Source organism: Hydrotalea lipotrueae (assembly GCF_019249625.1).
In the GTDB taxonomy this organism is placed as follows: domain Bacteria; phylum Bacteroidota; class Bacteroidia; order Chitinophagales; family Chitinophagaceae; genus Hydrotalea; species Hydrotalea flava.
Map to the genome: position 1 here is coordinate 1 of NZ_JAESDL010000006.1, position 24,076 is coordinate 24,076.

The 24,076-nt window shown below is 42.1% G+C and carries 21 protein-coding genes; 1 reads left to right on the forward strand and 20 read right to left on the reverse strand.

The window, feature by feature from the left end; genetic code table 11:
* Positions 1-44: 44 nt before the first annotated feature.
* From JK139_RS05385 to JK139_RS05450, 14 genes are all read right to left on the reverse strand, one after another.
* Positions 45-527 carry a hypothetical protein gene (locus JK139_RS05385; RefSeq protein WP_054282499.1) on the reverse strand — a complete coding sequence of 161 codons (483 nt, stop codon included), beginning with the start codon at positions 525-527 and terminating at the stop codon, positions 45-47.
* A gap of 11 nt (positions 528-538) precedes the next feature.
* On the reverse strand, positions 539-1,162 hold the full coding sequence (gene traK, locus JK139_RS05390) for a conjugative transposon protein TraK (RefSeq protein WP_218330733.1): 624 nt from the start codon (positions 1,160-1,162) through the stop codon (positions 539-541).
* An 18-nt stretch (positions 1,163-1,180) separates the two neighbouring features.
* On the reverse strand, positions 1,181-2,392 hold the full coding sequence (gene traJ, locus JK139_RS05395) for a conjugative transposon protein TraJ (RefSeq protein WP_054282501.1): 1,212 nt from the start codon (positions 2,390-2,392) through the stop codon (positions 1,181-1,183).
* Between the two features lie 10 nt (positions 2,393-2,402).
* Positions 2,403-2,900, reverse strand: a complete 498-nt coding sequence (locus JK139_RS05400) for a TerB family tellurite resistance protein (protein ID WP_228733130.1) — start codon at positions 2,898-2,900, stop codon at positions 2,403-2,405.
* A 143-nt stretch (positions 2,901-3,043) separates the two neighbouring features.
* Positions 3,044-3,694, reverse strand: coding sequence for a hypothetical protein (locus JK139_RS05405; protein WP_218330735.1), 651 nt, complete (start codon positions 3,692-3,694; stop codon positions 3,044-3,046).
* A 10-nt stretch (positions 3,695-3,704) separates the two neighbouring features.
* A complete protein-coding gene (locus JK139_RS05410) occupies positions 3,705-4,379 on the reverse strand; it encodes a hypothetical protein (protein ID WP_054282503.1) in 675 nt (224 codons plus the stop codon).
* A gap of 3 nt (positions 4,380-4,382) precedes the next feature.
* The gene (locus tag JK139_RS05415) at positions 4,383-4,772 is read right to left on the reverse strand and encodes a hypothetical protein (protein ID WP_054282504.1); all 390 of its coding nucleotides are present in this window, start codon (positions 4,770-4,772) and stop codon (positions 4,383-4,385) included.
* Between the two features lie 11 nt (positions 4,773-4,783).
* The gene (locus tag JK139_RS05420; RefSeq protein ID WP_054282505.1) at positions 4,784-7,252 is read right to left on the reverse strand and encodes a TraG family conjugative transposon ATPase; all 2,469 of its coding nucleotides are present in this window, start codon (positions 7,250-7,252) and stop codon (positions 4,784-4,786) included.
* A gap of 50 nt (positions 7,253-7,302) precedes the next feature.
* Positions 7,303-8,118 carry a hypothetical protein gene (locus tag JK139_RS05425; protein WP_054282506.1) on the reverse strand — a complete coding sequence of 272 codons (816 nt, stop codon included), beginning with the start codon at positions 8,116-8,118 and terminating at the stop codon, positions 7,303-7,305.
* Positions 8,115-8,444, reverse strand: coding sequence for a DUF4133 domain-containing protein (locus JK139_RS05430; RefSeq protein ID WP_054282507.1), 330 nt, complete (start codon positions 8,442-8,444; stop codon positions 8,115-8,117). Before JK139_RS05430 ends, JK139_RS05425 begins: the two co-directional genes overlap by 4 nt.
* Before the next feature lie 20 nt (positions 8,445-8,464).
* The gene (locus JK139_RS05435) at positions 8,465-14,005 is read right to left on the reverse strand and encodes a helicase-related protein (RefSeq protein WP_218330736.1); all 5,541 of its coding nucleotides are present in this window, start codon (positions 14,003-14,005) and stop codon (positions 8,465-8,467) included.
* Between the two features lie 35 nt (positions 14,006-14,040).
* Positions 14,041-14,469, reverse strand: coding sequence for a DUF1896 family protein (locus tag JK139_RS05440; RefSeq protein ID WP_054282509.1), 429 nt, complete (start codon positions 14,467-14,469; stop codon positions 14,041-14,043).
* Between the two features lie 12 nt (positions 14,470-14,481).
* Positions 14,482-14,769, reverse strand: a complete 288-nt coding sequence (locus tag JK139_RS05445) for a DUF4134 domain-containing protein (protein WP_198315080.1) — start codon at positions 14,767-14,769, stop codon at positions 14,482-14,484.
* Between the two features lie 188 nt (positions 14,770-14,957).
* Positions 14,958-15,434 carry a hypothetical protein gene (locus tag JK139_RS05450; protein WP_054282511.1) on the reverse strand — a complete coding sequence of 159 codons (477 nt, stop codon included), beginning with the start codon at positions 15,432-15,434 and terminating at the stop codon, positions 14,958-14,960.
* 253 nt (positions 15,435-15,687) lie between these two features.
* Here JK139_RS05450 and JK139_RS05455 point away from each other — a divergent pair, with 253 nt between their 5' ends.
* On the forward strand, positions 15,688-16,209 hold the full coding sequence (locus JK139_RS05455; protein WP_218330737.1) for a hypothetical protein: 522 nt from the start codon (positions 15,688-15,690) through the stop codon (positions 16,207-16,209).
* Between the two features lie 4 nt (positions 16,210-16,213).
* Here the strand turns inward: JK139_RS05455 and JK139_RS05460 are convergent, their stop codons facing one another.
* From JK139_RS05460 to JK139_RS05485, 6 genes are all read right to left on the reverse strand, one after another.
* Complete coding sequence (locus JK139_RS05460; protein ID WP_218330738.1) at positions 16,214-17,407, reverse strand: hypothetical protein; 1,194 nt, start codon at positions 17,405-17,407, stop codon at positions 16,214-16,216.
* A 122-nt stretch (positions 17,408-17,529) separates the two neighbouring features.
* Positions 17,530-19,734, reverse strand: a complete 2,205-nt coding sequence (locus JK139_RS05465; protein ID WP_218330739.1) for an ATP-binding response regulator — start codon at positions 19,732-19,734, stop codon at positions 17,530-17,532.
* Positions 19,735-19,741: 7 nt separating this feature from the next.
* The gene (locus JK139_RS05470; RefSeq protein WP_218330740.1) at positions 19,742-20,317 is read right to left on the reverse strand and encodes a GNAT family N-acetyltransferase; all 576 of its coding nucleotides are present in this window, start codon (positions 20,315-20,317) and stop codon (positions 19,742-19,744) included.
* An 86-nt stretch (positions 20,318-20,403) separates the two neighbouring features.
* Entirely contained in the window at positions 20,404-22,422 is a 2,019-nt protein-coding gene (locus JK139_RS05475; RefSeq protein WP_218330741.1) for a heavy metal translocating P-type ATPase, read from the reverse strand.
* A 10-nt stretch (positions 22,423-22,432) separates the two neighbouring features.
* Positions 22,433-23,047 (reverse strand): hypothetical protein, encoded by a 615-nt coding sequence (locus JK139_RS05480; protein ID WP_218330742.1) that lies wholly within the window; start codon positions 23,045-23,047, stop codon positions 22,433-22,435.
* A gap of 68 nt (positions 23,048-23,115) precedes the next feature.
* Positions 23,116-23,997, reverse strand: coding sequence for a cation diffusion facilitator family transporter (locus JK139_RS05485; RefSeq protein ID WP_218330743.1), 882 nt, complete (start codon positions 23,995-23,997; stop codon positions 23,116-23,118).
* Between the last annotated feature and the right edge of the window lie 79 nt (positions 23,998-24,076).

Here is a 24,076-nt window from a genome sequence, read left to right on the forward strand (position 1 = left end):
GCGCTGCCTAATCATTTTCGGAGTTTTCACTTGCTTTTCCATTTCTATTTTTGTTTTAATTGTTGATAATAATTTTCAATAAACCTCACACTATCCATCAGCCCCGGACGATGGTTATTGATGCTGTCGTACAGGGCTTTTCCAGAAGGACTTCGCGCCAGGCTATCCATATACACCCTGAAGTTTTTGATGCGGCTGTATTCTGCCTCCGATACCTCGGCAGCGTCTGTTTTTGTTTCTCCTGTTTCAGTAGCGTGCTTCGGCTTTTTAATCGGCGTTATAGTGATTGAATTGCCTTTTTTGCCCGTAAAAGCGTTCACCGCCAGATAAACACTGTATGAACTGGTGAACATCACAAAGAGCGCAAGCAGCACGAGCCATGTACGACGTGAGAATTTCTCCGTACGCTTCATCATCCAGTTTGCCCAGCCACCCTGCAAACGCTTATAGCCTGCCTCCATGCCTTTGCTAATCGCATTGGACTTAGCTTCGGTATTGCCTTTTCTTCTTTTAGGAAATAGTTTCATGATCTTTATTTTTATTGGCGCCTGCTTACTGTTTTTAAATCCCTGTTGTCAATCGTACTCCATCGTTCAATTAGAAAGCCATGCGGGTTATTATCACTCCGTGATACATTTCGCAACGCCCCATCGGTTACCAGGCTGCGGGTTGTAACGCTGGTAGGGCGTACAATGCTTTGTGTAGCGTAGCACCGGAATTTGTAGGGATACTCGTTTATATCTACCGCAACACTATCCACCACAATAGTCTGATTGACATTTCCGGAAATAAGCCCGGCGTAATAGCCATTTTCTTTCAGATCATCGTAAGCACGTTTCGCACTTCCATCGGCCAGGTATAATGCTTTAGTGATATTTGCGGTAATGGCTTTGTCGTCAGGGTCAAGTGTGAAGAACAGCTTGTGAAATGTTTTTACGTGATCCTTTGCCTCAACAGGTATGTTATCTTTTCGCTCCGAAGCGTAGGCTTCCAGTGCCTTGCCGTTAGCGAGAATGTATATTTTGCTTTGCATCTGCGATACCAGACTGAAACTTTTGTACAATGCAAAACAGCAGATCAATACACAGCCGATGATCACAACCAGGGTAAAGCTCCTGACGTGCCGGAATGCCGTATCAATATTTTTCATCTTTTTGAACATATATCCTCCTTTAGATTATTATGAATTGCCCTTTAGTTTATCGTTCATGTAACCAGAGTTTCCGCTACTGCTATCGCCGAAATAGGGGTTAGATGCACCACTGCTTGCCATACTTTGCGACATGCGGTTTGCTGCACTGCCCATAGCATCCACAGCCATGCCTGCACCCGCAGATGCAGTGTTGACCACAGTTCTGGAAGAACTGCCGAATAAACTGGTGACCTTATGACCTAATGCGCCACCGCCACCAGCGTGAACGATATAATTAGCCACGGAGGGAACGGTAAAGTATCCGATGATGCCAATAATCATGAAGACCAGGTAGGCCATATCCGTTCTGCTGAAGAATGTATCGCCATAATCCTGTACCTGTGATATATCCAGCTCCAGCATCTTTTCCTGTATTTTGCCGATAATGCTTCCGAAGATGTTTGCTACGGGCAACCATAAAAAGATGTTGATATATCTTGCTATCCAGACCGTGAGCGTATGCTGAAAACCGTCGAATACTGCAATCCCGAACACCAAAGGGCCTAAGATGGCCAGCACGATTAGCTGAAACGTTCGTAGCGTATCTATACACAGTGATGCCGCTTCAAAGAGTACCCTCAGCACTTCGCTCATCCATTCTTTTACGGAGTTGCGGAAATTGTAAGAGGCTTTGGACATGGCAAACTTGATGTCATTGCCAATGCTCTCGAAAAAACCTTCGTCTGAAGGGTCTTCATTATCGTGCGTGTACTTATACCATTTATCCCTGTCGCCGCTGCCACTTTCGCCCACATACATTTGCCATACATCTGTTTTCTTGATGGCTTCTTCTTTTTTCTGCAAGAGAACTGCAATAGCCTTATCGGAACCTTCCACCATAGCAGCGGTTGCAGTTACCGTAGGCTTCATCACACCGTTAATCACACCAAGAACGACGGTTGGAAAAAATAACACGCAGAAGCCAATCACGAAGGGACGAAAGAGCGGATAGAAGTCAATAGGCTCTGCTCTTGACAGGTGTCCCCATACACGGGAGGCGATATACCACATAGCTGCAAAGCCTGCTAATCCTTGTCCTACGCCGATTAACTGGCTGCACAGAGGCATCATCTCATCATACAGTTGCTCCAGTACACCATGCAAGCCTTTCATTTCATCAGCTATTCCCTGCGCATGGCTTATAAAAGGCAATATCAAACCCACTGCCGCCAGCCAGGCGGCCTTTCTACACTTTGCCATATTTATCTGTTTAATTGTTTAACCCATAGATTTTTCGGATGGTCTGTGCGTCGTTGCGCTCCTTCGCCCTTTGCACTGCCAGTATTGTAGTATTGTTATTAAAATGCCGTAGGAACATCAGTTTATCCTGCATGTCTGCATATATCCGGTCAATGGCCTGCAAGCGTTCATCATCGCTCATACGAGCTTTGCCTGCCGTGATTACCGTAAGCAACTCATCGAGGTTGCGCAGACTTTCTTTAAACAGATTATCATATACACGACCCAAATAAGCCAGCTCATCTGCATTGAAATTGTTGTCCTGCCGGAAGCGATCATAAGCCTTACGGTATTCTTTAACCAGAATGATCTGGTAATTGGTAATGTCTGCCACACGCCGGTAATTGCGTACCGCCGGACTTACCTCCATCAAGCCATCAAGAAAAGCCTTATGCAAACTGAAGTTGCCTTCTGAAATATTCTTGATAGTGTTATATCCTCCGCTAAGAATTTCGTAGCCTTTCTTCATGTCGCTAAGTATTTGCTTGAATTGCGCCAGTTTCTCAATATTGAGTATGAGCTGCGCTATCTCATCTGCCTGCGCAGATGCACGAAAGGCAGGCAATATGCCCAGGAAGGATAGCGATATCAGTATGATCAGCTTTTTCATAGTTACTCGTTTTTAATGCCCTGTAATACACGGCTGGTTTGTACATCTGTTTTTTCTTTGATTCTGGATGCAGCAAGCGATTTTGCATCGTTGGAAAAACTTTGCGAGAAAGTGTATTTGTCCTGCATGTCCAGATACAACTTATCAATCCTTGCAATGCGCTCATCGTCCTTCATTTCCAGTTTGCTATCTGTTGTAATCGTAATCAGCTCGTCAAGACTTTTATCGCAGTCGTCCAGCAACCGACCAAAGACCCTTCTGATGTAGGCCAGCTCATCGTTGCTAAAGGCGTCGCTGCTGTTAAGCCTGCCGTAAGTGCGGTTGTAGTTTTGTACAATTTTTACCTGTAAGGCGATTATATCCGCAACCTTTGGATAACGCCTGATTTCCGGGTTCACGGACTTCAAAGAATTTAGGTAATCCGTGTGCAGGTTAAATTCTCCCCTGGTGAAGCCGCCGATAGTGTTCAACCCATCTTTGGCTATGTTGTAGCCCTTTTTAGCATAGCCGATATACACCTGGAGCGCAGCAATTTGCTGAAGCAGGTATTTCTTTTGTGTCTTCTTTTGCTGAAACCATTCTGCAAAAGTTTGTGCTTGCAGGTTACTCCCTGCCGACACAACCAGCAATAGAAACAAGAGTATCTTTTTCATACGTTCTGATTTAAGGAAGTCCATATAATTTTTTTACTGCCTGCACTTCGGTTTCGGTTTTAGCACGCTGAAGGCTTAGTAAAGTATTCTGCCTGTTGAACTGCACCAGATCCGAATAATTGACATCTACCTGGTCGGCTGCGTTGTTAATCAGCTCCAGCCTTTTGGCATCGCTCATTTTCGTCGTGAAGGATTTTATGATGAGGCTGATCTGGTCAATGTTCTTCAGGCTTTCGTCAAGAATGCCTGAATACACTTTTTCCATGTAAAAAATTTCCTCTACAGTAAAATGACTGTCCTGCCGGATCAGCGACCATGAGCGTTTGTATTCATCTACAAGGCGTAATTGTTTCTTTGTAATATCCCGGATGCGCTGGTAGTAGGATATAATGGATTTAACTTTAGCCAGTTCCTCATAGTATTTCCGGTATTGCTCTTTTTGCTTTTCCGTCCAGTCCGAAATCTCATCCAGTTTTAATTTGGATAAAGTATTCTCTAAGGTTTTCTGAGCGTTTTGCAGCCATATCGTTTTATTCTGCAATCGCTGAATTTGCAAATCAATTGCCTTGATCACTTTTTTGACGGCAGCTTTTACTACAACCCAAACCACTGCGTGGCTTTGTTGCGTAGGTGCTACCACCAGTAACATGGTAGCTAACATTGTGATGAACCATATCTTTTTCATGCCTTATAGATTTTTAATAAATAATTCAATCGTTGTCTTTCCCTGCTCCGTCAGTGCTTCGAGGTACAGTGATTTTGAAACTGTCTCGAAAACGCAATACCGATCTCCGCCTATTTCAATGAGGTGGCCGTTGGAATGCCAACCATAGGTAGCCAACCATGTTTCTTCAGATTCAGGAGTGTTACTTATATATTCTGTTCGAGTAACCTGGTAGAAGCTGCCACAGGGCTTTATGGTAAGGGTGGCATCTACTCCTGCAATCTTTTCATTTTGCGGCGGCTGTCTTACATATATGCCTTCCATCATAGAGAGCGTAGCATGGTGCTGCCTCGCGAAGTGAAGTATCATTTTAACGGCTACGTGTAGGTCATATATCAGTTTATTCAGTTTCATTGAGTAGGTGTTTAGCTTTTATTTCTTATTTCTTCTGCCATTGCCGCAATGCCTTTGCGGATGTCGCCATCAAACTTTGCAGCATATTCCATCAGTTTTACCTTTTCTGTTTGCTCGGTAGTATAGGCGAGATATTCCTCCAGGCTTACTTCTGTACGGTACACTTTGCTTAGCATACCTCCGAGGCTGATGAAAACCTCCTTGTATTTCTTGGCGGGATCATTGGCCTTGTTAACGGACAGCACCAACGCCTTTTCCTTTTCTGTTAGTCCCAACAATTCCTGTATCTGGTCAAACTTGTTCTGATATTTACTTTGGTCAAGCAGTATCTTGCAATCGCTGTTGTTAATGATGGCCTGCTTTACCACCGGAGAAGAAATAATATCTTCCACTTCCTGCGTTACCACTATCGCTTCTCCGAAAAATTTCCTTACGGTTTTGAATAAGTATTTTATGTATTCGGCAAAGCCTTCTTTCATGAGAGCTTTCCAGGCTTCTTCAATCAATATCATTTTCCGGATGCCCTTCATCTTCCTCATTTTGTTGATGAAGACTTCCATGATGATGATCGTTACGACAGGAAATAAAATCGGGTGATCCTTGATATTGTCCAGCTCGAATACGATAAACCGTTCCTGTAATAAGTTCAGGTTTTCGGTTGCGTTGAGGAGATAATCAAATTCGCCACCTTCATAGTAAGGGCGAAGCACGTAGAGGAAGTTATTTATATCAAAATCCTTTTCTTTCACCCGGTCGCCTTCCAGCACCTGCGTGTACTCGTCCCTCAGAAAAGCGTAAAAGCTGTTGAAGCAGGGAAACACTTTGGTATTCTTTTCCAGATAGCTGTAATAACCTCCGATAGCATTGGACAGGGCTACATACTCACTGCGCTTAAATTCCTCATCATCTTTTTTCCATAATGCCAGGAGCAGGGTTTTAATGCTTTCCTTTTTTTCGGTATCAAGGCTATCGCCTTCGCCTATATAAAAGGGATTGAAGCGGATGGGATTGTCTTCACTATAGGTAAAATAGTAGCCATTCACCATATCGCACAGTCCCTTGTAGCTGTGCCCTACGTCCACCAGCACGATATGCGTGCCCTGCTCGTAATAGCTGCGTACCATGTGGTTGGTAAAAAAGCTCTTACCGGAACCACTGGGGCCAAGTATGAATTTATTCCTGTTTGTGCAAATGCCCATTTTCATAGGCTCATCGCTGATGTCCACATGAACAGGTTTGCCGGTGAGCCTGTCACCCATGCGAATACCTACGGGGCTTACTGAAGAACGATACCCCGTTTCCAGGTTCAGAAAGCAGGTAGCCTGTTCCGCAAACGTGTCGAAGGTGTCGTTCATGGGAAAGTCTGCGGCGTTACCGGGAATACCCGCCCAGAATATCTGCGGTGCGCCGATAGTTTCCTGTTTCGCTACTGCATCCATCTGTGCCAATGCAGAGGACACCATATTCTTCAGGTCCTTCAGTTCTTCCTTGTTATCTGTCCATACCAGTACATTGAAATGCGATTTAACCGGAAGGCGCTGTTGGCTGATTGCTTCGTTCAGGAAATCATTGGTAGCGTCCCTTGCAATCAAATTCTCCCTGCTGTACGCCGAAAGGGATTGCAGGCGTAATCTTTTGCTTTCCAGCTTTTGAATGGTTTTTTGCGCATCTTCAATAAAGAGATATTGATTATAGATGTGATTGCAGGGTAGAAGTTGTCCTAACGTAGAAGCAAAGCCAACGCTGAACTTTGTTTTATCGGTACTGTATTTGTCGTAATTGATACGGCTACCGCACAGTGCAGGAAGATCTGCGGCATCTCCCAGCGTATAGAGCTGACAATACTTGTCACCCACACGCATTCCTTCATCAAAACTGATGTCAGCCATCAGGAAACTATCGTTTCGCTCGGACAGATAGCAATACTGCTCTATCAAACCCATCTTACGGCTATGGCTCCGCAGCTCTTTTTCTTTAAGCCTTGTCAGCTTCACGAAACCGCTGTCTTCCATAATGCGCTTGAACTGACCCGCACTGTCCAGAAAGTCCTGCAACAGTTGCGGCTTTAAAGTTTCTTCCGGCACTATGGATTTGCGCAGGAGGCTTGAAAACATGGAGCTGGCTGTTTTACGTCCTTCAGGCTTTTTGGTGAGCATGATGTAGCAGCTATGCGCCAGGAAGGGACGCTCGTTGAAGAACCGCTCACTGGCCCGACTAAGGAAGCTGGTATCTTCCTTTGTAAAGTCCGGCTTATGGCTGCTATCCAAAAACCAATCCTGCTTGTGGAATACGCTGTATTTGGGCAGTAGCTTGATTGCTTTTATCCATGCCTGGTGAAAGGCTTCGTATTCCTGATCGGAAAGCGAAAAGATTTCCGGCAGGTCTGCTTTAAAGACAACCGTCATGTCGCCTTGCTTGCTTAGGATGCAGTCATGCTCTACATCCATTATTGGTAAAATATCATCCAACACTTTTTCCATCTCACTTTTTTTACCTGTTATCACTTCAATGCACTCATGGCATTGTTACCTCATAGCTTTGGGCCTCTACGCTGCCGCTGGCCGGTCTTCCGGCTTTCATCTGCTTGTTTGGATTGCTGCTGTTTTTTTATATTCTCTTTTATAGTTTGTTCAATGCCGGTTTCTTTCCAGTCAATAATCTTCGCCTCAAAATGAGATTTGATGTTCTTTAGCTTCAACCCGTCTGTTTCGTCCCACCCTCCTTTTCTATTGAAGCCTACCGGGTCTAATACTATTTCGTGCGGGAAGGAAATAACAATAAGGTCTTTAGGAATGGAGGTGATGTTTTCATAGTCCAATTCCTGAAACTCATGTTTCTTTGGATTGTATGGTATCACGTAAGCCTCTTTGTCATCATCGTAGTAATGGTCAATCTGTCTGAAGACGATGCCGTTGGAAGCGAAATCATCTTTAGGACGCAGCATATCCATTGTTATATCTACATAGAAAGTGTGACCGGCTATGTCCACGGTAGGCAATTGCCCCATCAGCCTCCTTCCAAGCGCCTGCTGATCTACCATTAAAGCGAAATCTGTTTTTCCCTGCACCTCGTGAACGGAGCAACCGTATTTCTCTGCCATCCCCACAGGATCAAGCTGCACCAACTCTGGTATCTTTACTGTGGTAACATCCGTATCGTCGCTAAACAACCTCGGTATGTTTTTCTCTTTAGGACTATAATCAAATACATATCCATCACCAACATCCCGCATGTCAAACAGGGGGATTACGTTCTCCGGGTTTGCTTTCTCACAGAGTTGCAAGCTGGCAACGTCCACAACAAAATCGGTTCCTTCGATGTTGTACACCGGCAATTCTCTTTTCATGATTGTTTGTCTTTAATGCCTATAAAGATTTTTCTGCTCCTGGACTTGATCAGCTTAGGAACCTGCTTCCGGGCAAGGGCTTTCATCAACCCATGTTCGCCGTATTTGTTGCTCATGCCGTAAATCTTCATAACCAGGAATGTTCCTGCGGTCAGAATGATACCGATGCACAGGTAAGTAGGAAGACCGATGATATACATTCCGGCAAAGACAATGAGCAGCGCCACGACACCACCGCCTAAATACCAGATATATTGTGCCTTCAAGCCTTTGAACTCGATGCTCTGGTTAATTCCTTTATTAATTTGATAAACACTATTTGCCATAATATTTCCTTTTAATTATTTTATAATCGCATCCTGCTACGGGAACGTTCTGCTACCTGCTGCGAGGCGAGTATCACTTCTTTTGGAACAGTATGCCCGTTCACTTTTTCGGACAGTTGAATGACAGGAGTATCAATAACTTCTTCCGGTTCGGTTTCCGCTACCTGTTGCTGCTTCAACTGGTTTTCCTGTATCTTGATGGCTATCTGCCTTTCCAGATTAGCCAGTTCATTTTTCATTTGTTGTAATTCCGCTTCCTGTAAAAATGGTTTGGTAGTAAGCTGCTCCAGTTTGGGTATCTCTGTTTTCAGTTCGTTCAAAGTATGCTCATACTTTTCTTTCAGGCTTTCCACCCGGTCAATCGCATTAAGGAAATGTCTTGCCGCCAGCTTAGGATTGTCTGTATTCGGAAGCCCGTTGTTGTAAGTGTACTTAATACCGTCACTGCTTCGCTGCGCATAAAAGCTATTGGAATAGCGGTATTCAAAAACTCCGTTTTCCTCATAGGCTTCCTGCTGCCTGCGGATATACAGGCTGAAACCGTAGAGTGTACCTATCTGCGCTGTATGCTCATCTGCAACAGCAGGCTTCCAGTCCTGGTACAGCTTGATGATGTGTTTACCAATGGCTTCACTGTCCGTTGAACTGATAGTATCCAGTTTGATAGGGTTAACTTTTACACCGTCCTTATCCAGTTGAAGGCCGGCCTTGTACACTTTTTCATCTGCTGCAAGTTTATCGAGCGTTTTAACGGTGGATGCCTGTTCATTTTGCAGATTTTCCAATTGGTATTTATTGCGTGCGATTTCTCTGAAGTGAGAAACTTTCAGGCTTTCCATTACAGCTATCTTCTTTTCCAGTTTTGATTTTTCCAATAATGAAGTGTCGCCGGACAGAATGGCTATATATTCGGAAAAATTCATCCCGCTTTTTTCGTCAATCGCACCTTCATCAATGGTACGCACGTTCAACTCACAATTTTTCATTTGCGAAATGAACGTCTGTTTATTCTTCAGAAGGTTGAATTTGTAATTATCCAATGACTGTTCTACTGCGTAGATATAGTTCTGAACTTTGTTGCCGTAATATTCTTTGGCAATAAGATTGCCCTGGCGTGCGCCACGGCCATTACGTTGTTCCAGCTCTGACGGTTTCCAGGGAATATCAAGGTGGTGCATGGCCACTACACGTTGCTGCACATTTAGGCCGGTTCCGGCTTTCTCTGTGCTGCCCAATAAAATGCGAATCTCACCTCTGTTCATCTTACGGAACAGTTCGGGCTTTTTTGTATCTGTCCAGTCGTGAATAAAAGTGATTTCCCGTTCGGGAATATTAAAGTCCCTGATCAGTTTTTCTTTAACTGCATCGTAGATATTAAATTCAACAGGCTTGGGTGTACCAATGTCTGAGAAGATAATCTGTGTACCCTTATGCTCGGTAGTTTCTTTATAGATCTCTGCAATCTTGCGGGCACTGACATTTACTTTGTTGTCGGGATGATCACTATACTTCCACTCGTTGATCAATCGCATATCCGCCGACATTTTCTTAGCGTAGTTGGTTGCGATCAGCATTCTGCCTTTGTCTTCCTCTGGCGTCAACCTGCCACGACCAATCAATTCACCATTACCTGTTTTAGCGAAGCGCATCAGGTTTTTAATGAACTCACTTTGTTCAGGCGTTGGCTTTATGTTCACCAGCGTTTCACTCAATTCGGGCTTGTCAAGGTTTATATGTTTTGCCGTTTTGTAGTCGGTGATCTCGTTATAGAACAAAGCAAGCTCCGGTACTTTAATAAAATGCCTGAAGCGTTCTTTGGCAATGATCTCGTTGGTCACTGAAAATTCAAAGTCTGTTGTTTTACGTGCAAATACAGCAGCCCAACCATCAAAATTTTCAATATGCTGGCGTTCCATTTCTTTCGGACGCAGGTATTTAAACAACAGATACATTTCGGTGAGGCTGTTGGATATAGGTGTGCCGGAAAGGAACGTGACACATAAATCGGAATTAAAACGTGTTTGCAGTTCGCGAACAGCGAATAACATATTCAGCGCCTTCTGGCTACCTTCTGTATTACCCAAACCAGCGACCCTGTTATGACGGGTAGTGAAAGTGAGATTTTTGTACTTATGGGATTCGTCCACAAATAAGTGATCAATACCCATTTCTTTGAAATTGATACCTGTGTCTTTCTTTTCCTCGATCTCTTTCAGGATAGATTTCAGTTTTCCCTCAAGGTTGTTCTTGCGTATCTCCAGCCCTTTGAGCATTTTCTTAGAGATGTCGCCGCCAAGATCTTTGACAGTTTCCAGGTCACGTTCAACATTGTCCAGTTCCGTTTGAAATATCTCTCTTTGTATCTCCGGTGACTGCGGTATCTTTCCGAATTGATCATGGGTAAGTATGATACAATCCCAATTGTTGTTCTTTATTTCATGGAAAAGCCGCAACCGTTGTGCGGGTGTAAAATCATTTTGCCCCGGAAACAGGATGCGAGCTTTAGGATAGGCTTTTTTATAGGTTTCTGCTATCTGGTTAACGTTTGCCTTTAGCGCAACAATCATAGGCTTATGCACAATACCTAATCTTTTCATCTCCTGTGCGGAGACGATCATGGTAAGGGTTTTGCCCAATCCTACTTCATGATCAACCAATGCCCCACGGTTCTGTATGATTCGCCAGGCTGCGTTCTTTTGTGAGCTATATAAATCCTCAATGCCTAATGCTTTTTTATCTAAGCCGGGAAAATTGAGGTGGTTGCCGTTGAACTCCCGCAATACATAGCAGTTGAACGTATCATTGTACAGGTTTTCCAAGTTCTTTTTCTCATCATCCGGTATTTCATTCAGCCAGTTAATGAAACCACTCCTTATCTGCTCGATCTTTTGGTGTGCCAGTTGTATGGCTTCATTATCGGGGACCCTGATGGTTGTATTATTAGGGCCTTTCACTTCATAAGTAAAGAAAGGGGTTGTATTCTCCAGTGCATGTTCCAGCAAAGTGTATCCGTAGGTAGTACGTCCGCTTTTCGGTGTAACAGCGAACTCTCTGGATACTTTGATATTCATTCCTGTGTTTACCTTGAAGGCATCCAGCGACGGAAAATAATTGATGGTAGTGTCCAGCTCGAATAGCGATGTAGCAAATCGCTCGTAGTATGAATTAGGTATCCAGCGTTCTCCTAAATTGAAATCCAGTAATTCAAACGGAATACGCTCCGGCTGCACCTTTGCGATGGCTTCCGCACTTCTTTTATAGTGCAGGTTATCCGGGAACTGACCGTACAGGTGTTGTGCCTGCCGCAGCTTTTCAACTACATTACCGCTCAAATACTGGTCTGCTGTTTCCCACTCATTGCTGGCAGGATTCATGTACACATGATTACCGAGGCGATTGATGACTTCGTTTTCATCTAACCCCATTGCTGCACTGATGAAGCCTGTATCTACCTTTCCAGTATCGTTGAGGCTATGAGCAAGGGCTTCAATGGGATCATCGGTTATAAACCGCTCCTTAACCTGATGAATGGAATGAGTTAATATATCTGCTTTAACAAACCGTTCTCCCTCTCTGCGTTCGAGCGAGGACAATGCAATAACTCCGAATGCGGTATCTTCCAGAATACGCCTGCGGTTATCAGGGTTGTTCAAAAGACCATATTCAACAACAAAATGTTCGTACTTGCTGTTGAGCTGATCCCTGTCTGCATTGTTGATTGTTTCCCCTGATACTTCTTTGGCTGCTAATTCGAGATAAGCGTCACGAAGTGCCGCATAGTTTTCATAGAAATGAATATTTCCCTGAAGACCCAGGGGCTGGAACACGGCCTGCTTGTATTCAGGATCGGGGTTGCCAATTGTGCCGACACTGCCCATGTGTACCACCAGCGTTCCTTCCTGGTAGTAAGGCTTTAGCCCGATAAATGGAAGCGGAACTTTTTGTTCAAACCGGAAAAAGCCTTCCAGTGTCTGGTCGCCCTCGTACCTGAAACTATGGTCAAATTGTTTAAGATAATTGGAAATATCCGTCAGCTCATGACCCAATAAACGGGCATCCATCCAGTTTGCTGACAGATGATCTACTTCTTTGACATTAGAATAAAGCTTATATAAAAAACGATTGCTTTTGTGCTGCTTCGCGGTAAGCAATACAACATTCTCATGACTTGGCTTATCGGTGGTGCGTATCGTGCCGATGATGCGTGCTGATGCTTTTTGCACAACCGTTTCATCGAGTGGATTGATATATGCCATTGCCCGGTTGATCTGCTCTGCCGGGGCTGTATCAAACAATCCCAATTGTACCGAAGTGCTTTCCGTTGGGTTTTCCGGCATCGGCAGGTACGTGAGTTTTTTACCCTCATTTTCAGGAACAGGTAATAGTACCGTTTGCGCCTTCTGATATAATTCAGTGTTAAAGCGATTTTGAAATTGATTGATCAGACTGGCATGAAGGCTTTCCCGGATCTGGTTGATGTCGCCATCCTGCCAAATTACTTCTGTAGCTCTGCCATATTGGTTTTTGCCTGGCTTACGCACATTGCCCATGACCACATCATGATCGTGAGTAGAGATAAAATAGTTATAGGGAAAGCGACCAAATTCATTTTCTCTTTCCCTTACTTCATTCAGCCAATCTTCTTCCCAGCTTATCTTTTCCTTTCCCGTATTCTTTTGAACAATCAACAAATGGTTCGGCGCTTCGGTATTGCCGGTATCTTTCATAAGATTATCAGGCATCACCGCAAGGCCCACAAAATCTGCCCGCTGAAAAAGATATTCTCTTGCTGTATGATTAGATGGACTGTTCAGGAAAGCATCTGTTGTAATGAAAGCCATCAACCCACCTTCAACCAGTTTGTCCAGACCTTTGGCGAAAAAGTAATTGTGTATTTTACCCGATATTTCTTTATTGGGAAAGGCTTCATCATATACCGAGAAATTCCCAAAAGGAATATTGCTCACTACCAGGTCATAAGTGCCATTATCTTTTACAGGTGCTTCTTCAAAGCCTGTAATATGCGTCGCTGTTTTTACAGGAAGCGTACTGTTGATGGCTGAAAGCACTAATCCGGTTAACCTGTCCTTTTCCACTGCGGTAATCTGTTCCAGTTGAGGGAATGATGTAACCGCTTCGCTGATGAACACACCTGAACCGGCTGAAGGCTCATACAATCTTTTAGGCTGAATGCCCTGTGCTGAGAGTACGCTGTACAGGGTTTGGGGTACTACTTCCGGTGTATAAAATGCGGTGAGAACACTATTACGTAATGAAGCAATGATTTCCTTGTAAGCTGTTTCCGGGTAGTTTTCTTTGAGCAGGTCGTGTATTTGCATCATTTCCGCGTGATGCTTCAAATCCTCTTTTGTAGCACCATTAGCCTGCCAATCTTCCAGTGATCCATAAGGATATAAAACGGCCTTGATGCCGCCAAAACCTGCATATTTTTTCAGGCTGGCGACATCTTCCGCAGTAAGCGGACGACCGTTCTGATAATCCAACGCTGTACGGATAGCACGAAGGTTATCATTCAGCTTTTGGGAAACATTGTAAGCCATAATCACACATTTTCTTTCTTCACTTTTCTTTTGGCTCAGGCCAGGTAATCATGTACCTGCCCAATGATGGCATATCTCAAATGCCTGTTTGTTTCATTTTCACTGTTAAAATCAAAATCACTAAAGATGCCTTTGCATGTTTCGATGAGATTTACGACTTCGTAGGTGAGTGTTCCGTTTTCCTTCATCCGCTCGTAGTCCCCATTAAATTCTTCTTCTATAACCGAGCGTATATACTGATAGCGAGATGGCTGCAATTCTTCTGTCATTGCATTGAGGCATAGTTCTTCGATGATGTAGGGTGGTCTTCCTTCGCCAAGAAGCTGCTCAACCATCGGCAATACAGCGTTCACCTTTTCTTCCAGATACCTGGTGACTGAGTAGTCTTCCTGCAAGCTGATCATGAGATCAGGATTGTTGTGGACGATATACGCCCACAACTTTTCTGTTAGCACACTTTGCATACTTCCTGATTTTTAAACACCGAAGAAGGATTGAATAACGGTTGCAACCACCACCAGAAAAATGCAGCTACCAAACCAGGCGGCGGCAACTTTTCCAGTATCCTGATCACCCGCATTCCATTTCTGGTAAACTTTAACTGCGCCAATCAAACCCAGCAATGCACCCACCGCATACATAAGGTTGGTTCCTGCGGAGAAGTAGCTGCGTACTTTAGTATTGGCTTCATTGATACCCTGAATGCCATCCTGGGCGAATGCCCCATAGTGGATGGCCAATAGTGCCAGAGCGACACAGATCATGATAACCTTTTTGCGGTTATTTCCTTTTGTTTTCCTGCTGCACATTTCCATAACACACGTTTATTAAAATTTGAAATCAACTCTTCTAAAAAACAGAGCGGCTTCGCCGTCACACAACCTGTTATTCCTACCACACTTTGCCCTTACGCACCAGGAGGGACAGGGAAGCACGCTCCGTTAATGGACTGCTACACTGCTTCTTTCCACAACAGTTCCACTTCATCTTCCTTGAGTGTAACAGCACCATATTTTTGACACTCGGTTACAATCAGTTCATTGACTGACGACCGAATGGGCGAGTATCGCACGGAAGGGTATTCCTTCAGTACCATGCTCAGATATTGTTTAAATTCCTGTGGGATTAGCTTTCTGCGGGAGGCATCAGCCACAACAGCTTTGAGACGTTCAATGAGATGTTCCACTTCTGTAAACTCATCATCCGTTGTTTTTTCAAAGCTGCTCATTTCTTGCTGCCCCGGTTCATCGCCAGGATCAGACATGCCGTTGTTATCAGAAGATATTGTTCTGAGTTTCGGTTTACGTTTCCCTGAAAGCAGATCTTTGATTTCAGCAGAAAAATACCTTACACCTACAAACAGGTAGTAAATGGCTAATAGTATGGCAACTGCAATAATGTAGTCACTCCATGAAATGTTCTTTAACATACGCTTACTTTTTTCGTTTAACAGTTTTCAATCCGACCCTTTAAAAGCCGTTTGTATTCTGTTGTTTCTGATAGCAAAAGAACGAAGACGAGCAAGGCGTTTCAAGTCCAACTTCTTATCTATTTAAAGTTGTACCCCTTGTACCCCTATGATTATCAGCTATTCCAGAGTGCTGAGAACCGAAATATTTTTTTTAAATTTGTAGTCGGAATTTTGATTGACCGTTATTGTTGGATAGCTAAAAAGCATTGTTATGAAAACAGTAAGTGTATTTGGGTTTGTTGTATTGTTCCTGACATCTTGCACTCAGCTCAAACTGGAGAAAGAAGAAGCGGCATCAGCAATCCGTACTGCGAAGAATTATCCCAAAGTTTATGAGTATGAAATCAACATAACTGATCCGGCAAGCGCCAGAAAGCTATTGGATGCGGGAATGGAGGCGGAGGGATTGATAACTATTGACAAGACACAGAAACTAAAAGATGCCGGACAACCTATTGTTCATTTTACGGAGAAAGCAAAGCCGTACCTTATTCGCATAGATGAGAAGTACGATAATGTACAGGTGGTAAAAGTGGCAGATATGGACGTAGCAGAAATTACAGGCATCCAATTACAGGAAGACAATAAAAGTGCAACAGTAGAATATACGGTTGCCTACAAGAATATCTCGCCTTTTGCCAAACTGATGAAACGTGACCTTTCCGAAAAGAAAACGGAACATGCAAACCTATCCCATTTCGATACTGGCTGGAAGCTGGATAAACAGCGTTGAGACTTCAATATTCATTTATTTTCTTAATCATCTGCTGAAGGGTTTCTATCACGATTTCCTTATCTCTCATTTCTGCTGAATAGGACTTGCTCCTCATGCTGTCATACGATATGTTTTCCTGATAGGGAGTGGATAGATACGGAACGATATTTTTGAATACGCTATTCAGAGAACGTGCCATGACAATTTTCAGGTCGTCCGCCGCTCTTAATATCAATGCCATTTGGTCAACGGAGAGGACGGATAAGAGTTTTGTCTTTTCCTTTTGTACAACTTCTTTGGAAACTTCAACTCCTTTTAGGGGAATTATCGAATAATGTACCTGCTTTTCCAAATAGAATACTTCCTGCGTAAACCAATTTGAGACTTGCTTGTGCAGGTCAGCATCTTTTCGATTAAAAATTATCCCCGGCTTTTTGTGATATTGTTTAAACAGTTTAAGATAAAACAGCAACCTGTCCAATTTTTCACCGGGTTGTTCAAGATCATTAATGCTGGCGGCTAATCTTTGTGTCAGGTTATAAATGTAAGTTTTACTGTTAAAGTTCATATTGATGAGCAATTCATCAAGCCTGGAGTAAACAGCAGCCTCATCCATAGGTTCGAGATGTTCCAATTCTAAAACCAGGTCTTTTACATAAAATATTTCCTGAAAAATATATGTATGCTTATCGGAAGGCTGAATTAGAAATCTTTCCAATTCCTGCTTCAGTATTTTAAAGGACGGGAGGTAAGTCTCATAATCACGCAGACTCTTATCCACCGACAATAGCCGCTTTATCAGTTCTTTTTTAAGAACAGCAAGATATGTAGCAGGCACTCTTTCATCTATGCTTAGATAACTTGTAAATCTGTGCTCAATCAAAGAGAGTAGCTCATCAATGCAGGCAATTATGGTGTCTAATACCTCTCTTAAAGGCTTGCTATTTTTAATAAGGGCAAGGTCTTCCAATGCCTGATCTAATAACGTAATAAGGCTTGAATGATATTTCTTTATCAGGCATCGGATTTTTGCTTCGTCATTCAGATTAAATACGGTGGACTTAATGGCAGTTTGAACCTTGTTCTTTTGACATATTACCTGATCCTTGATTTTTGCAATATCAACAGGTACGGCAACATCAATCTTGCTTTTTGCCGGATTCAATGTTACGGTAACCAAAGTATCCAGCCATTCCAATACGTAACCTTCACACATACCCTCTACTTTAGTTTTAGCGACTATTCGCCATTACAAAGGTAGGATCGCGAACAAGGGAAACCTATACGGCATTTCTACTATTTCCGTACTCAAATAATAGTAAATCAGTTACTTGTAGCCTATTTTGTGAGTTTATTTATAAGCTCTACCTTATTGGAAACCTCGGCTTTCGCAAAGATGTTTTGGATATGCTTTGTTACGGTCTTTTCTGAAATAAATAGCTCTTTTGCTATATCCTTGTATGTTTTCCCTTTAGATATAAGGCGAGCTATTTCAGTTTCCCGTGCGGTAAAATGAAATAGCTTACAGCTCTGCTCGAATTTTGAGGGGGAAGAGTGAGCCATATTGTCAGTTTCCATATTCTTGCTGTTTTTTAGGGCGGCAATAGACGTGCTGATTATTGCCTTTTGCTGCCTTACTATATTATCAAGTATGGTTTCAATTTTCTGACTTAATTCCTCATATGAAAATGGCTTTGAAATAAAATCTATTGCCCCAAGCCGCAGGCCCTTCAAACGGTCGGTAGGTGTGGATTTGGCTGTCAAAAAAATAATAGGAATGTGACTATACTTATCTTGCCCTGAAAGAGTTTTGGCGAAAGCGTAACCATCCATCTTGTCCATCATGACATCAGAAAGTATCAAATCAGGTATTATTGGCATTTCAAACAACTTCTTTAATGCTTCGGAGCCATTGTGCGCACCAAATACATTGTAGTTAACACGGAGTTTGTTTGAGAGGAAGTTAATCATTGCTATGTTATCCTCTACCAGCAATATGGTCCTTCTTTGCGGATCATAATCACTATCTTTTACCTCATCGTAATTGAAACTATAATTGAGCTTGTTTAACGTGTCCACTTCCTTCACGGGTTCATCCTTTTCGGTTGGCTTATATAGGGGAAGAGTAACAATAATTTTTGTACCACGCATCTTATCTGGATTACTCTCGACAATAACGGTGCCGCCAATTCCTTCAACTACTTTCTTTACAATTGGCAAACCAAGCCCCATTCCTTGAAGGTTGGTGTTTTTATGCCCTATTTGATAATACGGCTCAAAAACTTTTTTTTGCAACTCTTCTGGAATACCAATCCCTGTGTCCACTACTGAAAAAATGATCTCATTATCCTGACTTGTCAATGAAATGAGCACTTCACCATCTGGATCGGTGAATTTAATAGCATTCTCAACAATATTATTTACTATCCGGTGAATGGCGTTGGGATCTGCTGTAACAAAAATATTTTCATCTATGCACGTGGAGCACTCAATCTTATGTTTCACACAATAATGCTCGAACAATGGAAGGCTGTCCCGTAGGATACCACTAAAATCAGAAACCTGGTTATGCTTATATGTATCGATTCCCTTTGAAAAACGTTCGATATCGAACAAGTTAATTACATCAGCAGTCAGTTTATCTACACCACCTTTTATAACATCTAATTCTTGAACAGTACCATATTTGCTGATATACTCATCCAAGTAATTTTTTATAAGTGTTAGGGGTGTTTTGGTTTCATGAACAAGGTTGATAAAGTTATTTGTTCTTTGTTCATTAATCTTTTCCAGTTCCTTAGTACGCTTACTAACTTCGTCTTTAAGATCAGCATTCCAACTCCTTAATCGCTGCTCTGACTCCATCAGTTTTTCGTGCTCAGATCTCAATTCCCTGATATGCCTGTTTACCTGCAAGCCGAACAATAGCAGGAAGCCGATGTTCGTGATTAACGCCTCAACTGCCTGACCAAAATTAAAATAAGTGATTATCGGCAGACCGACCCATGGTGTTAAACTAAAGAGCAACACAACCAATTCCTGCCGGGCCTCAATGGTGGAAAAATCATTGTTGGATTTATACCCAATGGCTTTAGCCAGAGAGATTATCACCCAAATTGCATACAATACCGGAATAATAAGAAGGTTTTGTGCATCTTTCAAAGCCGCGGTAAGCCAAAAAACAAGGACAAAAATGCAGTATGGCAAAATCAGGAATAGATAGATGCCTTTATAGGCGTGAAATTTCAGCTTTGTTAGGCCGAAGGCTTTATATACATAGTATGGGAAGTAGCAGGGTGTAATGAAGCCCGTAGCATATGCAATCACTTCCTGTAAGAAAAATGATCCGGGCAGTTTCGGATCGGGAAGCAGCCCTCCCGTAATATTATAGGTAAGGAGGAGAAAAATAAGGATCAGGTTAAGTGTAGTAGTCTTATCATCTGGCCGCGCTAAGCGAATTATTGCCAGATAGAAAAAGATAACTATTTCTATGCTCACAAAAAAAAATGTGACAATGTGCATTTGTGTTCCAAATACCAACATTGTCGTACTATTTTACATCCCTCTTGAAGAAATACAAATGGTATGTCAAATCCTGTTCGTTGTAAATTTCAAATCCAAATTTTTCATACCAGGGTAAATTCTTAACGGTCGAAGTTTCCAGGTAAATAGGGCGGTTATTGTTGTTACTGTAATCAATAATTTCCTGAAGCAGTTTACTGCCGATTCCCTTGCCTTGAGCACCAGGATCAACGCCGATGAACCACAGATACGCCATCTGAATTTTAGGCTGAATGCTGCTTATGAGCTTTTCTCTTTTTAAGGTTTTACTTATATTTCCGAAGCCAACAGCTTGCAGGATAAGTTTTATATCCAACATTGTTGATCTTAAGGTAGCCTTCTTTTTGTCGGGATAAACAATGAGTGCGCAGGCATTATTATCGTCTGAAATAAACACATCACCAAAAGCGGTACAGATTTCAAAAGAGTAATCCATTAAAGCCTGTATTCTTCTTTCTCTTTTAGAGTCTTGTTTAATTATATAGTTCACACTTAAATTAGTATCAAAAGATTTGGTTAGTATATCAACCACCAAATTCTTATCATCCCGCTGTGCCTTTTTCATAGTTTGAATATTTTGTGAATAGTAATTTTTATTTTTATGGCCATCATATTATCGTATCAATCCTTCTTGGGCTGCAGCAGTTTTATTTACAGTTTTATTTTCTGAATACGAACTGCATTCAGAATAGCTAACAATGCAACTCCTACATCAGCTATAACAGCTTCCCATAGATTAGCGACCCCACCTGCGCCCAGGATTAGTACAATCAATTTCACCACCATTGCCAGTATGATATTTTGCCAAACGATGCTTCTTGTAATCTTACCAATCTTAATTGCAGAAACAATTTTGGAAGGCTGGTCATTCTGTATTACAACATCCGCCGTTTCAATTGTGGCATCGCTCCCTAATCCACCCATTGCAATGCCTGCATCAGCTAAAGCAACTACTGGCGCATCGTTTACGCCATCGCCTACAAAGGCAATATGTCTTCCTTCAGCCTTTATCTTTTGAACTCTTGAGACCTTGTCTTCCGGAAGCAAATCACCATAAGCTTCATCAATGCTTAATTTTTTTGCTATATTATCTACTACAGCCTGTTTATCACCTGAAAGCATCACAGTTCTTATATTGAGCTTGTGCATTTCTTCAATAGCAGTAGCTGCGTCTTCTTTTATTTCATCGGCAATAGTTATATAACCGCCATATTTATTACTGACTGCTGTAACGACAACGGTATCTACCAGGCTTTCTATTTCAGGAGGATAACTAATGTTATATTTTTTCATCAGTTTTAAGTTACCTGCCAATATTTCTTTCCCTTCGATAGTGCCTTTTAAACCATGCCCGGCTATTTCTTCTACATTTGTTGCAGTTGTATTGCCGATGGTATCCCCCGCATAATCAACTACAGCCTTGCCTACAGGGTGGGTTGAGTTTTTTTCAAGAGCGGCAGTAAGTTTTACAAGTTCTTTTTCATCCATTCCATTCGCAACAACTTTTTGTACTTTGAAAACACCTTTGGTAAGTGTTCCAGTTTTGTCCATCACAACTGTATCCACTTTTGTCATTACATCAAGAAAGTTTCCGCCTTTAAATAGAATACCGTTCTTTGATGCTAATCCAATGCCGCCAAAATATCCTAATGGAATAGAGACAACTAAGGCGCAAGGGCAACTAATAACAAGGAAAACTAAGCCGCGATATAGCCAATCATTAAAAATATAATTATCTACAAAAAAGTAGGGAACAACCACTACGGCCAAGGCAAGGAAGAAAACGATAGGCGTATATACTTTGGCGAACCGGGAAATAAATAACTGCGTTTGTGATTTTCGTGCGGTAGCGTCCTGCACCATTTCCAATATTTTGCTTAGCTTACTATCTTTAAATAGCGCTGTTACTTTTACTTCAGAAACAGTGTTTAGGTTAATCATACCAGCTAATACTTGTTCCCCTTTATACTTTGTATCCGGCCTGCTTTCGCCTGTAAGGGCAGCGGTATTGAACGATGCCTTTTCGGCAACAAGCTCACCATCAAGGGCTACTTTTTCACCGGGCTTTATTTGTATGGTTTCTCCTAATTGCACTTCCTTCGGATCTATGACCTGAGTGTTGCCATTGCGCACCACTGCTACTTCGTCAGGACGGATGTCAAGCAACGCTTTAATGCTTGCTTTGGCTCTTCGTACCGCCGCATCCTGAAACCATTCGCCAATAGTGTAAAACACCATCACCGCCACACCTTCCTCATATTCTCCTATGGCAAATGCGCCGATGGTAGCAACACTCATTAAGACGAACTCATTAAAAATATCACCTCGTTTGGCTTTACGGAAAGCCATACGCAATACATTCCATCCGGCAAGCAAATAGGCTGTGGCGTTTATAACAAAAGCTATGGTCTTGGGAAGCGTTATTTTAAAACCATATTCCATTATCAGCAATACGGTAAGAATAAATAACGCTATTAAAAGGTTCCAATGCTCCAGCCATTGGGGTTTATCAGGCGTTACTTCCGAGTCGTGATCATGATCGTCATGGTTGTCGTGGTCATGCTCCTCTTCATCATCGGAATGTCTATGTTCAGGCTTTTTATCAGTAACTTTTGTTGGATGAACTAACCTCAAGCCGTTGTCAATTTTTTGATCGTTATTATTTTTCATGAAAATTGAATTAATAAATAAAGTATGTTATAATGCCTGTAGCAACTAACGTTATTCCGGTTATTACTCCTGCATTGTGCTCCAGCGAGTGCCAGTTGGCTTTCAACAATCCCTTATATGCAAATCTTACCAACAGCACCATACCTGTTGTAGTAATGGCTAAATACATCAGTGCAATAAACCAGATAAGCCATTTACTATGTGCTCCGGCTAACAGGAAATAAGCTTCAATTTCCAGGCAAGGTGAAAAGAACATCGCAATAACGAGTGCAGTGATAATGCTATTTTTGGATGCCTTCTTTTTAATATCGTTATTAATATGAAAATGCTTGTGATGATGATGGCGGTAAATAAAAATGAAGCCCAACGCTATTAAAATACATGGAGCAATTAAATGTGTGAACTGCTCCACATGAATGGATAGTTCAGAGCCTAATACACCTAAAATAACGCCTATCAAAATAGTGCTTAGCGCATGAGCAATAGCGGAGACAAGAGTTACCTTTTTTACTTCTTCAATCGTCCAGTTTTCTTTCCTGCCAATAGCAATTACCGGCAGCCAGTGATTGGGTATCACAGCATGTAATAAACTCAATAGTAAACTTCCTATAATGATGCTTATCATAATACTTTATACGATTGTTTCTCCATACCCTCACTTCCTCTACTTAATAATTTTCCGGTTTGACAGGTTTATATCTTAATCTGTTCCTCAATAAAACCTTCTTCCTCTGTTTGAATGGTTGTGTGTGTTATTTTGAATTCGTCTCTCATCTTAGTATTAATGGCTGTCAACACCTCTTTGGGACTTACATTTTCCATAACTAATACGTGTACACTCATTGCATTCATTCCAGATGTAAGTGACCAAACATGTAAATCATGTATAGATATTACACCACGTATTGAATTAAGTGTTGCCTTAACATCTGCGAGATTAATATTAGAAGGCGTTCCTTCCAGCAGAACGCCTACCGCATCTTTTAACAGCACCCATGTTCGTGGTAAAATGAAAAGTCCAATACCTGCTGATATAATAGGATCAGCATAATACCAACCTGTAGTCATCATGATAATGGCAGCCGCGATTACGCCAATGGAAGTTAGCATGTCTGACAACACTTCAAAATATGCTCCTTTCATGTTTAGGCTTTCTTTTGAACCTTTACGCAGGATAAGCATACCAGTAATATTTACGGCAAGCCCAATGGCTGCAACAATGAGCATATCTCTGCTTGAAACTTCCGGTGGCGATTTAAACCTTTGCCAAGCCTCGTACAAAATGTAAAGTGATATGAAAATGAGTACAACAGCATTCGCTAATGCCGCAAGGATTTCCGCCCTGTAATAGCCATAAGTGCGCTTTTCTGTAACAGAACGTTGCGTGATATTAATAGCGAACAAAGCAAGAGCAAGGCCCCCGACGTCGGTTAGCATATGTCCTGCATCTGCAAGTAATGCCAGGCTTTTGGTAAGAATTCCACCTATTACTTCAGCAGCAAGATAAGTAAGCGTTAAACCTAATACCAGCTTTAGTTTCCCTTTATTTTGATACGATGTGGATACAACTTCCATCTGAAATAATTTTATGATAAGGAATGCCTAATCATCCATTCAATTAAATGGCTTGCAACAAAGTGAATAGTGGTGAAAG

Coding starts and splice junctions, on each gene's coding strand:
- JK139_RS05385 (WP_054282499.1), bottom strand. CDS start 527: ATGAAACTATTTCCTAAAAGAAGAAAAGGCAATACCGAAGCTAAGTCC.
- traK (WP_218330733.1), bottom strand. CDS start 1,162: ATGTTCAAAAAGATGAAAAATATTGATACGGCATTCCGGCACGTCAGG.
- traJ (WP_054282501.1), bottom strand. CDS start 2,392: ATGGCAAAGTGTAGAAAGGCCGCCTGGCTGGCGGCAGTGGGTTTGATA.
- JK139_RS05400 (WP_228733130.1), bottom strand. CDS start 2,900: ATGAAGAAAGGCTACGAAATTCTTAGCGGAGGATATAACACTATCAAG.
- JK139_RS05405 (WP_218330735.1), bottom strand. CDS start 3,694: ATGAAAAAGATACTCTTGTTTCTATTGCTGGTTGTGTCGGCAGGGAGT.
- JK139_RS05410 (WP_054282503.1), bottom strand. CDS start 4,379: ATGAAAAAGATATGGTTCATCACAATGTTAGCTACCATGTTACTGGTG.
- JK139_RS05415 (WP_054282504.1), bottom strand. CDS start 4,772: ATGAAACTGAATAAACTGATATATGACCTACACGTAGCCGTTAAAATG.
- JK139_RS05420 (WP_054282505.1), bottom strand. CDS start 7,252: ATGGAAAAAGTGTTGGATGATATTTTACCAATAATGGATGTAGAGCAT.
- JK139_RS05425 (WP_054282506.1), bottom strand. CDS start 8,118: ATGAAAAGAGAATTGCCGGTGTACAACATCGAAGGAACCGATTTTGTT.
- JK139_RS05430 (WP_054282507.1), bottom strand. CDS start 8,444: ATGGCAAATAGTGTTTATCAAATTAATAAAGGAATTAACCAGAGCATC.
- JK139_RS05435 (WP_218330736.1), bottom strand. CDS start 14,005: ATGGCTTACAATGTTTCCCAAAAGCTGAATGATAACCTTCGTGCTATC.
- JK139_RS05440 (WP_054282509.1), bottom strand. CDS start 14,469: ATGCAAAGTGTGCTAACAGAAAAGTTGTGGGCGTATATCGTCCACAAC.
- JK139_RS05445 (WP_198315080.1), bottom strand. CDS start 14,769: ATGATCTGTGTCGCTCTGGCACTATTGGCCATCCACTATGGGGCATTC.
- JK139_RS05450 (WP_054282511.1), bottom strand. CDS start 15,434: ATGTTAAAGAACATTTCATGGAGTGACTACATTATTGCAGTTGCCATA.
- JK139_RS05455 (WP_218330737.1), top strand. CDS start 15,688: ATGAAAACAGTAAGTGTATTTGGGTTTGTTGTATTGTTCCTGACATCT.
- JK139_RS05460 (WP_218330738.1), bottom strand. CDS start 17,407: ATGTGTGAAGGTTACGTATTGGAATGGCTGGATACTTTGGTTACCGTA.
- JK139_RS05465 (WP_218330739.1), bottom strand. CDS start 19,734: ATGTTGGTATTTGGAACACAAATGCACATTGTCACATTTTTTTTTGTG.
- JK139_RS05470 (WP_218330740.1), bottom strand. CDS start 20,317: ATGAAAAAGGCACAGCGGGATGATAAGAATTTGGTGGTTGATATACTA.
- JK139_RS05475 (WP_218330741.1), bottom strand. CDS start 22,422: ATGAAAAATAATAACGATCAAAAAATTGACAACGGCTTGAGGTTAGTT.
- JK139_RS05480 (WP_218330742.1), bottom strand. CDS start 23,047: ATGATAAGCATCATTATAGGAAGTTTACTATTGAGTTTATTACATGCT.
- JK139_RS05485 (WP_218330743.1), bottom strand. CDS start 23,997: ATGGAAGTTGTATCCACATCGTATCAAAATAAAGGGAAACTAAAGCTG.